General features: G+C 35.7%; 14 protein-coding genes and 1 pseudogene. 5 read left to right on the forward strand and 10 right to left on the reverse strand.

The features are described 5' to 3' along the window. Nucleotides 1–150: 150 nt before the first annotated feature. From A9C19_RS14045 to A9C19_RS21185, 3 genes and pseudogenes are all read right to left on the reverse strand, one after another. Complete coding sequence (locus A9C19_RS14045) at nucleotides 151–1386, reverse strand: PucR family transcriptional regulator (protein ID WP_072580512.1); 1236 nt, start codon at nucleotides 1384–1386, stop codon at nucleotides 151–153. Between the two features lie 186 nt (nucleotides 1387–1572). Continuing rightward, nucleotides 1573–3063 (reverse strand): flotillin family protein, encoded by a 1491-nt coding sequence (locus tag A9C19_RS14050; protein WP_083584386.1) that lies wholly within the window; start codon nucleotides 3061–3063, stop codon nucleotides 1573–1575. Between the two features lie 441 nt (nucleotides 3064–3504). Beyond that, nucleotides 3505–3909 (reverse strand): annotated as a pseudogene (locus A9C19_RS21185) (IS5/IS1182 family transposase); the annotation flags it as partial. A gap of 146 nt (nucleotides 3910–4055) precedes the next feature. Between A9C19_RS21185 and A9C19_RS14060 the strand changes: the two are divergent. Next, on the forward strand, nucleotides 4056–4640 hold the full coding sequence (locus A9C19_RS14060) for an MEDS domain-containing protein (RefSeq protein WP_072580515.1): 585 nt from the start codon (nucleotides 4056–4058) through the stop codon (nucleotides 4638–4640). Nucleotides 4641–4733: 93 nt separating this feature from the next. Here A9C19_RS14060 and A9C19_RS14065 read toward each other — a convergent pair whose 3' ends face one another. Beyond that, nucleotides 4734–5153: a YbaN family protein gene (locus tag A9C19_RS14065; protein WP_233499183.1), complete on the reverse strand. Its 420-nt coding sequence runs from the start codon at nucleotides 5151–5153 to the stop codon at nucleotides 4734–4736. Between the two features lie 245 nt (nucleotides 5154–5398). On the opposite strand from A9C19_RS14065, the gene A9C19_RS14070 reads away from it, so the two are divergent. Continuing rightward, nucleotides 5399–6160 carry a GNAT family N-acetyltransferase gene (locus A9C19_RS14070; protein WP_072580516.1) on the forward strand — a complete coding sequence of 254 codons (762 nt, stop codon included), beginning with the start codon at nucleotides 5399–5401 and terminating at the stop codon, nucleotides 6158–6160. A 59-nt stretch (nucleotides 6161–6219) separates the two neighbouring features. Here A9C19_RS14070 and pruA read toward each other — a convergent pair whose 3' ends face one another. Next, the gene (gene pruA, locus A9C19_RS14075; RefSeq protein WP_072580517.1) at nucleotides 6220–7767 is read right to left on the reverse strand and encodes an L-glutamate gamma-semialdehyde dehydrogenase; all 1548 of its coding nucleotides are present in this window, start codon (nucleotides 7765–7767) and stop codon (nucleotides 6220–6222) included. Between the two features lie 20 nt (nucleotides 7768–7787). Continuing rightward, on the reverse strand, nucleotides 7788–8705 hold the full coding sequence (locus A9C19_RS14080; RefSeq protein ID WP_072580518.1) for a proline dehydrogenase family protein: 918 nt from the start codon (nucleotides 8703–8705) through the stop codon (nucleotides 7788–7790). 413 nt (nucleotides 8706–9118) lie between these two features. Here A9C19_RS14080 and A9C19_RS14085 point away from each other — a divergent pair, with 413 nt between their 5' ends. From A9C19_RS14085 to A9C19_RS22075, 3 genes are all read left to right on the forward strand, one after another. Continuing rightward, nucleotides 9119–9304: a hypothetical protein gene (locus A9C19_RS14085; protein ID WP_072580519.1), complete on the forward strand. Its 186-nt coding sequence runs from the start codon at nucleotides 9119–9121 to the stop codon at nucleotides 9302–9304. Between the two features lie 342 nt (nucleotides 9305–9646). Continuing rightward, a complete protein-coding gene (locus A9C19_RS14090) occupies nucleotides 9647–9826 on the forward strand; it encodes a hypothetical protein (protein ID WP_072580520.1) in 180 nt (59 codons plus the stop codon). Between the two features lie 104 nt (nucleotides 9827–9930). Continuing rightward, nucleotides 9931–10101 carry an SE1832 family protein gene (locus A9C19_RS22075; RefSeq protein WP_199445787.1) on the forward strand — a complete coding sequence of 57 codons (171 nt, stop codon included), beginning with the start codon at nucleotides 9931–9933 and terminating at the stop codon, nucleotides 10099–10101. A gap of 249 nt (nucleotides 10102–10350) precedes the next feature. On the opposite strand, the gene A9C19_RS14095 is transcribed toward A9C19_RS22075, so the two are convergent. From A9C19_RS14095 to A9C19_RS14105, 4 genes are all read right to left on the reverse strand, one after another. Continuing rightward, entirely contained in the window at nucleotides 10351–10986 is a 636-nt protein-coding gene (locus A9C19_RS14095) for an FMN-dependent NADH-azoreductase (RefSeq protein WP_072580521.1), read from the reverse strand. A gap of 274 nt (nucleotides 10987–11260) precedes the next feature. Further along, nucleotides 11261–11410, reverse strand: a complete 150-nt coding sequence (locus A9C19_RS22080) for a hypothetical protein (protein WP_199445788.1) — start codon at nucleotides 11408–11410, stop codon at nucleotides 11261–11263. Nucleotides 11411–11973: 563 nt separating this feature from the next. Next, a complete protein-coding gene (gene ppc, locus A9C19_RS14100) occupies nucleotides 11974–14736 on the reverse strand; it encodes a phosphoenolpyruvate carboxylase (RefSeq protein WP_072580522.1) in 2763 nt (920 codons plus the stop codon). Between the two features lie 363 nt (nucleotides 14737–15099). Beyond that, nucleotides 15100–15855: an alpha/beta fold hydrolase gene (locus A9C19_RS14105; protein WP_072580523.1), complete on the reverse strand. Its 756-nt coding sequence runs from the start codon at nucleotides 15853–15855 to the stop codon at nucleotides 15100–15102. Nucleotides 15856–15973: the final 118 nt, after the last annotated feature.

Here is a 15973-nt window from a genome sequence, read left to right on the forward strand (position 1 = left end):
ATCAAAAAACTACTAGCAATAAACAACAGATATAAAATCTAAAAAACTTGAACTATTAGGTAAGACATTCATTAATCTAAACCTAATAGTTCGGTTATATGATGGAGTGTAAGACACCCGTCCGATCACCATAACGGTCAACCTTTGTTTTTACTTTTTCTTTTTGTTTAAAATCAAGTCTAAGTATAGCTGACATTTTTGATTAAAGTCTGAAAAATCAATGGATGTTAAATCTGAAATTTGCTTTAAACGATAATTCAATGTGTTTGGATGAATAAACATTTGTTCTGCAGTTGGTTTTGATTTACAGTTATTGACCAGGTAATATTCTAGCGTTTTGACGAGCTCTGTTTGACTTTCTCGGTCCTTCGCTTGTAGAATTTGTATATTTTTGTTTTCGTAATCAATTTTTTTGTTTTTCTCAATCATGACGTCAAGGTACCGAAAAACACCTAGCTTATCATATTCATATGGAACATTCTCTTGGGTTTCGAGCTCTTCTGCGATGTTTATTACTTCTAACGCTTCTACGTAGCTCGTATTTAAAGACATGAGATTTTGATATTCATTCCCTACTCCAATATATAAGTTGGAATAACGCTTTTCATCAAAGTTAGTTAAGAGATTTTCAATAATTTGTTGGGATGCCTCATTAGGTGAATATTTCAAAGAATAGCACCCGACAATGATGATAATGTTCGATTGATTGATAAGAGCATGGCTAGTATTATCCTTTAAGTTTAAATAGGAGCGAATCGTCTCCTTCAACTCTTCTACAAGCTCAAGATCCGCATCAACTGCATTTACGACCATTACAGTAAAAATGGATGGCAGCACTATATCATATTGCGTTGCTTCCCATTTAAATTCCTTCTCACTCTTATACTCATTATTAATTGCTTTTCTGAAGACATTCTCAACTTCCTCGGCCTTTTTTAGCTTAAGCTTATTTTTCTTATGAATCATCTTCCCCACATGTATGGATGCCTTATCAAGAAAAGTCATTTCTTCAGGTGTAAGCTGCTCGTTTATTTCCTGTATCCATAGATAGCCCATAATCGTCTCTTGATATCTTGTACTTACAACTACTCGCTGATTTAATCCAATATCTTTCATTTGATGAATGCGAAACGGTTTTACCATTGTTTTTACTTGATCAATAATCCCCGTTTCTACAAATACTTCAAAAATAGGTAGAGGACATTTTTTTGAAAATATGGTTTGTTGGTTAGCTAAGTCAAAATGATCGACATAATACGAGTTATATGCGAGTAAGAAAAATTGATCATCCTCTAAAATTACTGGTTTTTTTAATTCATTGCTTATAAAATTCACAATCTCATCTAAATCAGATAGTGAGAGGACCCGTTCCAATAACTCTTCCATATCTATACACCTTACTTTGTTAGTTTAGTTATCATTATCATACTTCCCATTCTAAAGATTGTATAGTTTGTAAGAGAGAAAACGTTACATTGTTTTGTATAACATACAAAAAGAGTAGACAAATTCTTATCTACTCTTTTAAAAGGCTCTTTACGTAATTTTTTGAAAGCAATGTTTTAGATTAAATTAATTTTGTTCGCCTTCGTTCTCTACAATTACATCTTTAATTGATTCTTCATCATGCTTCTTTTCATTAATTGAGATATGATGATGCGTATTGTTTGAACGGTTTACATAGGACTTTAACAGTTCAGACATATCAATACCTGTCATTTCCTTAAGGGGCTCTTGCATATCTACCATGGTTTTTGTAATGCTTTTTCCAAAGGAGGAAATGCCATTGCTGTTTCCTGAATCGATGATTTTGACTGATTCAATGTTATTTAATGGCTGTGCAATTTTCTCAGCAAAGACTGGTAGCATCTCAATGAGTTTTTCCGTGATAATGACATCACCGTGTTTCTCCATTGCTTCTGCTAATAATTTACGTGCCTCTGCTTCTGCCTTACCTCGTTCACGAATAACATCCGCTTCAGCCGAACCTTCTTCTCTTCGAATCTTAGCTTTCGCTTCCCCATCAATTTCTGCTTTACGTGCTTCCGCTTCTGCTTTTTTCGTCGTTTCATAATAATCAGCGTCTGCTTTCGCTTTACGAACCTTACTTTCCTCTTCCTCAAGCTTTACTGCTCGCTCACGCTCTAAGAATTGTAAAGTTAATTCTTCCTCTTTGATTTCTTTTGAGAGCTTTGCTTTTTCTAATTCATAAGATTGTTCTGATTTAGCTCTAGCACGCTCGGTTTCTTCTTTAAAAGCAGCATCTTTAATATCTTTTTCCTTTTTCGACTCTGCAACAGCAATTTGACGCTTATATTCCTCTTCTTTTGCTTCTTGATCTGTTTGAGCTCTGTGGATACGAGTTTCTCTCTCACTATTTGCTTCGGCAATTTCTGCAAGCTTTCTAACTTCCGCTATACGTGGTCGACCTAAATTCTCTAAATAGCCATTCTCTTCATCTGCATCACGTAAATCAGTTAAACCTAACGATGTAATTTTAAAGCCCATTAAATCAAGCTGCTTTTGAGCAACCTCTGACACATCATGGTTAAACTTCTCTCGATCACTATTAATATCTTCAACTGTCATTTTTGATAGGATAGCACGTAAATTACTTCCTAGTACTTCAATAATTTCTGACTCAATTTCCTCTTGCTCTTTTCCTAAAAATTGTTCAGCATAGTTTGCTATACCATTTAACGTATCTGCTACTTTAACCATAGCTACTGCATCAGCTACAATCGGTACGCCACCATTTGTATAAACCCTTGGAGTTGCTAGCTTCAGTTGAAAAGAAGTAAGGTTAACAGGAGTTGCCGTTTGAAATCGTCGTAAACGATAACCTCCGCCACGAATAATCTTCATCGAACGGCCTTCTTGATCTGTGAAAATATTTGTTTCCTTTTCAGGGTCTCCTAATTTAGGTCCTGTAATAATTAATGCTTGGTTCGAACGAGCAGTACGGTAGCGAAACCTCACCCAAAAGAAGTAAGCTACACCTGCAATCACTGCAATAATAAGGATTGGTAGTAAAATCATAATAGTGCCAATAAAATTAAACATGTAACACATTCCTCCTGTCTTTATATGTGGGAAGTAACTAGTTATCTTCATTATGTAATACGACTACAACCGACAGAAGTTTCATAGTTTTGTAAATATTTCTTACTCTTTTCTTTTCCTCATTAATTGAATCAATTTCATCATTGCTTATTTTAAAGAACACAGACCTACAGAATGTTAAATACTTTTAAATTCTTGCTAATTTCGTAAACTTGTGGCTATTAATCAAGTGTCCTGTCTGGTTGAATTCCGCTCCAGTTGCTCCCTTTTTAGCGGGGCGGGCGGTAAGCCTCCTTGGCGTAAACGCCTGTGGGGTCTCACCTGTCCCACTCCTCCCGCTGGAGTCTCGCACTTCCGCTCCATTCAACCTTAATCAGTTTTCGTTCAAAGAACCTATTTAAAGGCAACAATCTCTTAGAAAAGAGCTCAGATTTTTAAATCCTAAACAGATTGTTGCTGATTTAACATGGCACTGATACGATCTGCAGCCAATTTTGATTCATTATACACAAGATGAACCAAATCAAAATGTACGTTCTCTCGCTTTCCTGTTCGATAACGAACCTGGTTCAATACGAAATACTCTTTTAAATAGGCAATAACTCGTTCAACGGCCGTTCTCTGCTGAAAGCTTAGAGCTGGGGCAATATAACGCCGTAAATCAGTTGTGATTTTCACTTTATAAACCTTTTGACAGAGAGAATCCTCTACTATAGGACACTCACGGCACTCTTTTGGTCGTGTGTACTTTAACATTTCATGCTTCGAATCATAACTATCATATCAATAAAAACGTTCTCCAACACAAGTCGGAGCGAAGTGTTTATCGAACCCAATGGGTTTGGGGAGGTACTCCTTTTTTTATATTGTGAAAGCCTTGTGACCATTGGATTGTGACTTATGAAATTGATTCAATTGAGAAAAAATTATAATTACTGTCGAAATCTTCCTGTATACTAGTGGGAGAAATGATTTCAAAGGAGAATCTAACTATGATTCCATCTATACTTGAGTTTACAAACCATTTAAATGATAACGGTGGTGGACATATTCTTTACTTTACAGATGAAGTAGACGAATATGTTAAAAATGCAGTGGATTTTATCGTTACAGGAGTAAAAAATGGGGAATATGTTCTCTTTGTAGAGAATGATCCAATTACTCGATTAGTTTCAACTAACTTAAACAATGTATTATCTAATCAAGAATTAGAAAAAATCCAATTCATTAATAACTTTGATTTTTACTGTTCAACAGGAAATTTTCACATCATGACAATCCTTACCTATTTTTTTGATACGTTAGATCCTTATTTTAATCAAAACGTAAAAATAAGATGTTGGGGACATGTCGAATGGCCAACCCATCAACATGTAGATCAAGCTTTAAAAGAATTTGAATTTGAAATCGATCGTTTGATGCCAGAGATGGACATTATTGGGATATGTGCTTACAATCGAGATCGCTTAACTAAAGAGACACAGCAAGAGCTGATGACCTGTCACGGGTATTTTATGACAGATCAGGACATTGGGAAGCTTGTACACGAAGATGGTACTACAAAAAGAGTCTTTTAACCTCTGTTCGCCCAATTTCCTCACCATTTACTGTAGACACATCTTCAATGTGAGTCACAATAGTCTTTTATGCTTAAATGAATCAATCCCCCTTCACATCTCTTTAGTGAAACTTTTTGATTGGTTATTTTTTGGTGGAATCGTCTTAATTTTTTTTATGAAATAATAATGCTTATACAAGGCAAGAAGGAGTAGAATAATTTTTATAAAAAGATAGTCAATATAAAAAATAGAAATGAGAATACAAAGATCCGCTATACAGTTTATCCTTATCTTCTCTTTTCTCGTCATGCCCGTCTTGAGCAGGATGGGCTCTACATATTTACTATAGATGGATGTGTTTTTGAACCAGGTATCCATTTTTTTAGAGCTCTTAGCAAAACAAAAGGCAGCAAATAGATAAAATGGGCCACCTGGTAAAACCGGAAGAATTGTTCCAGCAATACCCATACCGAGAGAGAATAATCCGATAATAAAAAAAGCAATACTTCTTATTTTCTTCATGATTTTCATATGTTTGTTAACCCCTATACAGATCTATTATTACGTACCATTGTACTATAGATAATGAGGATTGTCGTTTAATTGAATATATTTGAACAACCCTCTTCATTAAGCAATGTGAATATGTATCGGACTTTTTTGGTCTTTAGTAATGAGAGTGACAGGTAAGAGACTCCTGCGGAAGAAGCGTGTCAAAGGGAGCCTCAGACCGTCTGAGGAAAATAGCTAGTGTTTGCTAAAGAAAGGAAGATCTTATGAACTCCTACAATGTAAAAGCTTTTGATTTGCTAAATAACTCACAGTACTCCCCCACTTTTGCCTATTCAGTTGTAGAAGAACGAATAAAAGGGCAGATTCACTATGATTCCTTAGGACAGGCAGCCATTATAGGGACAAGCTCAGGCATTTTTTTCTTAGTAGGTGACGAAAAAAACTCTCAAGTGAGTGAAATTCTTCTTAAGCTTTATGAAGAACAAGCCATGCTAAATAAACGTTTCACCTTATTCTCATCCACAAGTAGCTGGGATATGCTGATTCTAGATACTTTAAGAGACAATGTCAAACAGCTAGAGCGGTATTCTTTTACATATGATTTCTCCACAAACATCCGTGAAAAAAGCTTACCTAAAGAATTTAGTGTTAGTAAAATGACATCATTAACAATGAAGAAAAGTGTAGAATTTACTGAAGAATATATAAAGGAATATTGGGGATCGTTCGCTAACTTTCACACATCTGGGTTTGGATATTGTATCCTTCATGAAAATAATAGTATAAGTGAATGTGTTTCTATTTTTCGTTCTAAGCAGTTTGCAGAAGTAGATATTGCCACACACTTAGATTTTCAAGGTATAGGGCTAGCCACTTATGTAGCAAGGTTATTTATACAGCACTGTGTTCAAGAAGAACTCATACCAAGGTGGGAATGTGATGTGTCAAATGAAAGCTCCATCTATTTAGCGCGTAAATTAGGGTTCATCAACCCTATACGCTATTCTATTTTTATTAGGAATTAAATGTGGGATTTATCTTCAAAAAAGAAGACGAGGAATCACTCCTCATCTTCTTTTCACTATTATAACATTTCACTAATTGTTTTTGCTTGCATGTGAAGAGCTAAGTAGTCTGGACCGCCGGCTTTTGAGTCTGTTCCTGACATTTTGAAACCACCAAACGGATGATAGCCTACAATTGCACCTGTACAATTACGATTGAAATATAGATTCCCTACATGGAACTCTTGCTTCGCTCGTTCGATGTGCTTGCGGTTTCTTGTAATGACAGCACCAGTTAAGCCGTATTCTGTATTATTTGCAATGTTTAATAGTTCATCAAAGCTATCTGCTTTTGCAAATGCAACAACTGGTCCGAAGATTTCCTCTTGCATTATACGCGCATCAGGAGATAGATCTGCAAAGATGGTTGGCTCAATGAAGTAACCTTTTGCTTCATCTCCATTACCACCCGTCATTAAGCGACCCTCTTCTTTTCCAATTGCAATGTATTCCATTATCTTATCAAAGGAACCTTTATCAATGACTGGCCCCATATATGTGTCATGCTTTTCTGGGTTACCTGTAATTTTCTGCTCTGTAATTTCAACAACTCGCTCTAACACTTGATCATATACATCGGAGTGTACAACCGCTCGTGAACCTGCTGAACATTTTTGTCCTGCAAAACCAAAAGCCGAAGCAAAAATTGATTGTGCAGCAAGTTCGATATCACAGTCACTGTCTACCACCACTGTATCTTTTCCACCCATCTCAGCAATCACACGTTTCAAATGCTGTTGTCCTGGTTGAACCTTAGCTGCACGTTCAAAAATTCTCGTACCAACTTCACGTGAACCAGTAAATGTGATAATACTTGTTTTCGGGTGATCTACTAAATAATCCCCAACCTCAGACCCGCTACCTGGAACAAAGTTAACTACACCTTTAGGTAAGCCTGCCTCTTCCAATACTTCAACAAATAATGCAGCGATAACTGGTGTTGCGCTAGCTGGTTTTAATACCACTGTGTTTCCGGTAACGATAGGGGCAACAGTTGTACCTGCCATAATCGCGAATAAGAAGTTCCAAGGTGGAATGACAACAGTAACACCTGTTGGCGTGTAAATGTATTTATTAATTTCACCTTCACGGCTATTAACTGGCTTTCCTTTTGCTAGCTCAATCATTTGACGAGCGTAATATTCCATAAAATCAATTGCTTCTGCAGTATCAGCGTCTGCTTCATTCCAAGGCTTTCCTGCTTCTTTCACCAATAGTGCAGAAAAATCATGTTTTTTTCGACGGACAATTGCTGCTGCACGAAATAGAATATTCGCTCTTTCTTCAGGATTCCAATATCTCCAGTCTTCAAAAGCTTCCGCAGCTGCTTGGATTGCTTGTTCTGCATGATCCTTAGTTGCCTTTGACACTTTTCCTACTACCTCTTCTTTGTTAGCAGGATTGTAAGAAACGATTTTTTCTTCCGTTGAGATTCTTTCTCCATTAATAACGAGCGGATAATCCTTCCCCATCATCTTATTTGCATTTTCTAATGCCTTTTCAAACGCAACTTTGTTTTCTTCAATTGAGAAATCCGTAAATGGCTCGTGTTTATAAGTTGTTGACATAGTATCCGACTCCCTTTTTTTTATTTTTTCGTCATACCTTTTAATACAAATGCAATATTAGCTGGACGCTCTGCAAGTCTTCTCATAAAGTAGCCATACCAGTCATCCCCATATGGTACATACACTCGCATTTTATAGCCTTCTTTCACTAATTCTCTTTGCGTTTGTGATCTCATTCCATAAAGCATTTGGAACTCAAATTGATCCTTCGAGATATTATGCTCCTTTGCAAGCTCCTTTGTGTACTCAATCATCGCATCATCATGTGTCGCGATTGCTGCATAGCTTCCACTAAGCATATGCATCTTAATAATTTTTTTATAGTTTTGATCTACATCCGATTTGTTTGGAAAAGCAACAGTAGGTGATTCCTTGTATGCTCCTTTTACTAAACGTAAAAACGGCTTGTAGCTACTCAACTCGTTAATATCTTCTTCTGTTCGGTATAAGTAAGCCTGAACAACTGTACTAATATAGTTGTAACGACTCTTAAAATCTTTGAAAATATCTAATGTCTTTTGACATCTTTGCTCATCTTCCATATCAATAGTAACCATTATTTGATGCTTTTCAGCTGTATCTAATATGTTTGTCATATGATCATAAACTAATTGATCATCAATATCTAAACCTAACGAGGTTAATTTAAGTGAAACCTGTGAATCTAGCTTTTGAGCAGCAATTGTTTCAATCGTACGAATACATTCCTCCGCTCGCTCAATAGCAACAGCCTTGTTTGTCACAAATTCACCCAAATGATCCACGGTAACTGAAAGTCCATAATCATTTAATTCCTTTATAAATTTGACAGAGCTAGGAAAATCAAGACCTCCAACAATTTTGCCAGAAGCAATATTCCCACCCCAATTTTGGGCAGCGCGGTTTAAGGCTTTATTTTTTGATAGATAGAGGAAAAAATCTCTTGTCATAACAGACACTTCATACACCCCCATTACAATGGTAAGAGTTTAAAAACCCTTCAATTTCTTCTTAAGCTAATTCTACATATGTTCATTATGTGTAACAATGTATCAACAATACAAAGATTTCACTTGTTCATTGTGTTGAAACCACAATATTATTGGAAACGCTTAACAATAGATATTTCCTAGGAAACAAAACACTCATGAGTAGGTATATACTTACACTTCCACACAATATACCTCGTTAAACCCACTGTTTTTTTGGTAAGATAGATTAGAAGAGAATAGTACCTTCTAGACGGGTCATACAAGGCTCTCGGTGAGTTTTATCCTATTTTTAAAAATGAGCGATACATTCTTTTTTACGAGTTAGATAGGTTAATTTGTTGCATAGGCTACTAATAAGGACGAATGATGAGGAGGATACGATGAAAACACTTATGTTCATTGTTATTTTAATAGGAGCTCTTGCTTTGATAGGTACAATTGTAATTGGTGGTAGGGGCGATAAGGATTATGATGAATCCACTAAAGGAAATATATCTAGACTTTCCCTCATCTATCTCCTACTTGCAATTGGAATCATTGTCGCATTTGCTGTTTATTTAAATTAACGAAATAGAACTATTTTTTGGGAAACTGATTGCTCAAGTTTCCCTTTTTTTATATCAATGAACCTTTCATATACGAACGCTTTATATTCGTTTTTCTCCACTCTCATTTTATGTTCCACCTATTACGCAAACCTATAGGAAAAGAGTCTAGAAGAAACAATGTAATCGCATTCACAAATCTTTCACATTTAATTGTAAGCACTTACACAAATGTAACCCTTTTTATTTTATAATGGACTTAATCATTGAAATAAACCTAATTTGAGTGTGACTTAGGAACTATCTCTATTAAGAAATTTATATACTTACCTGAAATAAAATTTGGAAGGAGTAAGCGCATCAATGAAAAACTTTGTATTCCTTATTGATAACGGTATTGAATTAAAAGAACAAAAAATTATTGCCTCTGGTATGATGGAAGCTGTAAATAAAATAAAAGAAGTGAAGAAACAATTACTAAATGATCAACAAGAAAACTCTAAAATTATCTTTAAAGGCGTTATTTATGAGAACGCTTACTAAACAATTATCTAAAAAGCAATGAATTCTCCATCTGAATTCATTGCTTTTTACATCCTCTCTATTTCTTGCTAGTATGATAAGCAAAGGCTAAAGGATGTGGGCGTATGAACAGTCAAGAAATTCAACATAAAATCGACGATCTCAAACTCGAATATATCAATCTTCAAGGAGATATTGAAAAACTTGAGTCAACAGGTCATTCAATTGAAAAGCTTGAAAAAAGATTAACGCAAATTGAAAATGAGCTTCAGTCTCTTCGCACAAAGCAATCATAAGGCTATTTTACCTTCTTTTTTCCGTTTACCACCGATATGACCAATAGGTTAGTTTGTAGAACGATATTTTAGAGGCTTTCTGTGAATTGCGATTTGGTTTTAGGTAGGTCTATAGGAAAATGGAAGACTATACAAAAGAACGCTCAGAAAATCTGAGCGTTTTTTTGTAGCTATTTATCTCTTAGCATTTAGATAACGAAGTTCAAATGTAGTCGTAACTAGATGCACATACCTATTTACTAACATGTATTAGAACGTTTTACCTAAGTCAGTCGCACGCGCAATTCCATTCGCTTTAATTTCTTCCGCTTTATCAGGCATCGCATTATGACCTTCGATAAATAACCCTTCAAAACTAGGTACACCAAAGAAGTTCATGATTACATTTAAGTAGCGGTGTCCCATTTCAAATTCTGCTGCAGGACCTTCTGAATAAATACCACCTCTAGCTTGAATGTGAAGAGCCTTTTTATCAGTTAATAACCCAACAGGACCCTCTGCAGTATATTTAAATGCTTTTCCAGCTACGGCAACTGAATCAATATATGCTTTCATAGCTGCTGGGAAAGAGAAGTTCCATAAAGGCGTCACAAATACGTATTTGTCACCATTTATAAATTGTTCACTTAACTCATTAAGACGACTTACTTTTGCTTTTTCTTCATTTGAAAGCTCTTCAAACCCTTTACCAGATTGTAGCTTTCCCCATCCACTAAATACATCAACATCTAATTGTGGGATATCTTCTTTATATAAGTCAATATGAACAATCTCATCACTAGGATTTGCTTCTTTATATGATTCAATAAATGCTTTCCCTGCTGCCATACTGAAAGACTGTGTATCATCATGTGGATGAGCTGTAATATAAAGTAATTTTGCCATTGTTAGACCTCTCCTTATTCGTTTTTCATTATAGTTTGAATCAAATCGTTTCGAATTAACCAAAAATTATTTTTAATTCATTTATTTTTAATTCGAGATAATTGTATAAAAAATATATCTCAACGTCAACTATTTTAGTTTCGAGATATTTTTTATTATTCTTTTTCCTTGTTATTAGCATTTTCATAATAGAATATAGATTTGCACTCTTGAGCGCCCCCTCCTAAAAAAGAAAAATGGAATGCGTGTCATCTCTACGCACTCCATTGAAAAATTATTCTGTCTTGTTAAAAAAATAAGGGTTGCTCCCAATATTCTTTCTTACTTCGTCTGTCAATTCTAAAGAATCATTTTCAACTAAGGATGCTCCCTCATCAAATTCCATATGTGCGCTACCATCATAGTGTAAAGGTTTTTGTTCCATTCTTTCTACCTCCTAAATTTTAGGACTTATTGCATATATATTACTATTTTTTTACAGTCATTTCTACACTTTTTTACTAATTTTCGGCTGTTCTCATGTTCATTTTTTATATTTTCCATTAAGTGCTGGCATAAGACTACTTCTTATAAACTCGTATTGCTTTGCTTCCACGTAACGCTCTTAGTCAGGCTAGGAGCTAAAGCTACAACTGACGATGAGAAGACCTGTAGATGGAAACGCCCAAAGGCAGGCTTTTGAACCTCTTGCCTAAATTGAATGCCTGTTACGAAAATCAACAACAAGGAAAGGAGCCAAAAAAATAGCTGTCATACTATGTAACAAGGTTATTTTTCTTTAGATAGTAACGTTTTATACTTGCTATATGCACTTCTTTCTAAATGGCTTTAAAGAAACGGAACACCAAAAAGAGGCTGGGACAAAACAAAGAGCCAGGCACCCTCCGATACAATCTATTGTGTGCACTAGATAAAATTAGTGCGTACATATAGTCGTTACGATAAGGTGCCAGGCACTTCTGTCCAAGCCTCTTGAATTTCTCTTCATCAACCTGTGTTACGTAAACCTGCAGCGATTCCGCTAATTGTTAGTAACACTTCTGTTAGAAGTTCTTCATTTGGTTCATCTTGCTCACGAAGCTCCTTAATTAACTCTACTTGTAGGAAATTAAGTGGGTCAACATAAGGGTTTCTTCGGTGAACGGATTCTTTAATATTTGGTGTATGATCTAACAGTTCTTTAACTCCAGAAATTTGAAGTAAGATTGATTTAGTTTTTTCGTATTCATCCACAATATTTCCAAAAATACGATCAGCAATGTTCTTGTCATTAACTAAGAACGTATATTCCTTAGCTGTTGTAATATCTGCTTTCATTAATGCCATTTGAAGGTTATCAATCGTTGAACGGAAGAATGTCCATTCCTGATACATACGCTTTAACAGCTCTAAATTCTCCGTACTTTTTGAAGCAAAGCTTTCTAGACCTGTTCCTGCTGCGTACCAGCCTGGTAATAGCTGACGACTTTGCGTCCATGCAAAAACCCACGGGATTGCACGTAAATCTTCAAAACGGTTACGGTTTTTACGCTTCATCGGGCGTGATCCTATATTTAATTCAGCTAATTCGTTCAATGGAGTTGCCTCTGTAAAATAGGTTAAGAAATCTGGATCCTCGAATACTAATGATTGATATTTCTTCAGGGATACTTCAGATATCTCTTCCATGGCCTGTTCCCATACAGGTTCACGAAGATGTTGTTGTTCAGACTCTTTTGATAGGTTAACAGAAGCCTCTAATAATGTAGAAGTTGCTTGCTCTAAGCTTCGATAAGCAATATCTTCACTTAAGTAACGTGAAGATAACACTTCACCCTGTTCTGTAATTTTCACTCCATCTCCTAATGTTTCTGCTGGTTGAGATAGGATACTACGGTTTAATGGACCGCCACCACGTCCAAGTGAACCACCACGTCCATGGAAGAACTTTAAACCAATTTGATATTGCTTCGCCATATCATGAATCTCAAGCTGAGCCTTATAAAGCTTCCAGTTAGCAGTAATCGTTCCCCCATCTTTACTTCCATCAGAATATCCAAGCATGATTTCCTGAGAATCACCTAAAATAGATAAGTGCTTACGATATACATCCATATTAAATAACGTTTCCATAATTTTAGGACCTGCAATAAGATCATCTACCGTTTCAAGAAGTGGTGCCACATTTAAATGACTTTCTACTGTACCGTCTGCATGCAAACGATAAATTCCTGCTTCTTTCGCAAGAACAAGTACCTCCAATAGATCACTTGCTGCTTGAGTCATACTCACAAGATAAACGAGGATTGATTTTTTCCCAAACGTATCGTGAGCCTTTTTAATCATTGTAAAGACTTTAAGCATTTCTTGCGTTTCTTTTGAATAGTCTTCATTTAGTAATAGTACGGGACGAGGATCCTTTAGGACACTTTCTAATGTCTTAATTTTATCTTCCTCTGATAGAGATGCATAATCTTCTGCAACCTTTACTTTACGCAAAATTTCTGTAATAGCTGCCTCATGTTCTCCACTATGATTTCTAATATCAAGCGTTGCTAAATGGAAACCGAATAACTGAACTTGGCGAATAAGCTTTCTTAACATTTTCAGCTCACGTTGTGCAGGCTGATGTTTATTCACACTTCGTTCAATAATAGCTAGATCCTCTAGTAGTTCATCGGAAGTTTTATAGCCAACATCGGATTTACCAACCGCTTCTAAACGAGCTAAGATTATCGCTAGCTTACGTCGATATAATTCTGTTTCCACGGGCCACTGTTTGTCTGCCTTAAGGTAGATTTGTTCCTCTTCTTCCACATTTGCAAACAGCTCTTCCGACACTTCTACACGAGTAATCGAGTGGCTGAAACGCTTCATCAAATCTGTTAAAGAATCTTGATATTTCTTTAACACAAGCTCTCGATGACTTTCTAATGTTTCCCACGTTACCTCTGGTGTAACATTAGGGTTACCGTCTCGGTCGCCACCAATCCAAGATCCGAAGCGTAAGAAGTTAGGCACCTGCCATTTATGATTTGGGAATTGATCAGATAGTCCATCCTCTAAATCTTGATGAATTTCAGGAAGAACATCAAAAAACGTTTGATCAAAATAATAAAGTCCATTACGAACCTCATCCATTACTGTTGGTTTACGATGACGTAATTCATCCGTTTGCCAAAGAATTGTCACTTCGTTCAGAAGACTATCCTCTAGTTTTTTACGTTCCTTCTTCGTTAACATCGTATTATCCAAGCTCTTCAAGATCGTTCCGATACGTTTTTGAATTTCAATAACAGAACGTTTCGTAGCTTCTGTCGGGTGTGCCGTAATAATTAGCTCTAATGATAGCGTGTTCAATACTTCTTGAATAGTACTCTCTGTAATGTCATTTTCCTTTAATGCATGAAGAGCACTTTCAATAGAAGCTGGTTGTACGACATGGTCATCTTGAAGCTGATATTCTCGTCTACGACGTATGCGGTGATTAGATTCTGCGGCATTAATAAGATGGAAATAGATTGAAAAGGCACGAATGATTTGTCTTCTCATTGGTGAATCTAAGTTGATAATTTCTTGTTTCAGTTCATTATACGTTTCTTTTTCAAAGTTAAGACGAAGTGATTTCGCCATCATTCTTAGCTTTTCAACTTTTTCAAGTAGCTCTGTTCCTCCATGATGAACAAGGATTTCACCTAAAATATGTCCTAGAGCTTTTACATCGCGACGTAACAATAGACTTGTATCATTTGTTTCAACTCTTGTTGTCATGTGTCACCTTCTCCTTACATTTTGTTATTTAGATTCTATTAAATTTTAAGATAATTCTATCATATCATCTTTTCAAGAATTTTTCATCTAAAATTCTCTTAATCTATACCAATATAAGAACGATACCTACAATTCCATCTAATAAATGAATCATTCGGACGATTATTCTCGTTTTATGTATAAATCCCCTTCCTTACTTTCCTTGTATTCACCTTCTTTACAAAAAATTGTAAAGAATCCGGTCTGCTGGTTCTTCCATTGACACGCTTTTCCTGCAGAAGTCTTTTGTCCTCCACTCCAGTACAAGATGTAAAAATAAACAATTAACATAAGTACACCCTTTGGTAAAAGCTAGCTAGATACCTAAGAGATAGCTCCTTCTAATTGAAATTGCATTAAAAAACCTTCATATAATTCCTTAAAACAATTTGGTCGAAATAGGTTGGCAGCGTGACCCGCATGCTTAATTTCCTTATAAATAACATGTGGGACAATTTCTGCTAATTCTTTTAATGTAGATTTGTAGAGAGTATCATGATCACCCATTACCCATAATATAGGGGCGGTAACGGATTTCAAATCTCTTCTTAGATCGTAATATAATCGATGCTCAATTGCGTTCTTCAAAATATTTTCTGCAAGCTCCAAACCGTATTTATAATAGATTTTCTTTGAAATCACAGCATAGGGATCAATCAAAGATTCTTTTGGATAAATATCATTTGTATAGTGCTTCAACCATTTAGAATACTCTTCCTCTCTCACGTTCCAATGATGCCTTAAAACATCAAATAACTGTGAAGGAGCATTGTAATGACCACCTATATAGCACAAGCTTCTCACTTTATCTTTATACTTAGATGCAAAAATGGTACTCGGATAGCACCCATAGCTAAGTGAGCAAATATGAGCTTCATTTATCCCGTTTTCCTCATAAAACTCTTCTAATTGCTGCACTAAATGATGTAATGTAAATTCTATAGGCTTACCACGATCTTCACCATGTCCAAGTAGATTATACGCATATGTATCATACTTTGTTTGAAAATAGTCCATTTGCTTTTTAAACGCACGCTTTGTACCTGTTAGCCCATGAATAAAAATAATTGCCTCTTTCATGAATACCTCCGTTATCACCTTGTTTGTGCCACTCCCCCTCTTAATCTTACGTTGAGATTGTTAACGTTATATATAGTAGTAGTAAACTTTTTGTAAGGAAATAGGGACAAGCATATAT

The sequence above is a fragment of the Bacillus weihaiensis genome (genome assembly GCF_001889165.1).
Classification (GTDB): domain Bacteria; phylum Bacillota; class Bacilli; order Bacillales; family Bacillaceae; genus Metabacillus; species Metabacillus weihaiensis.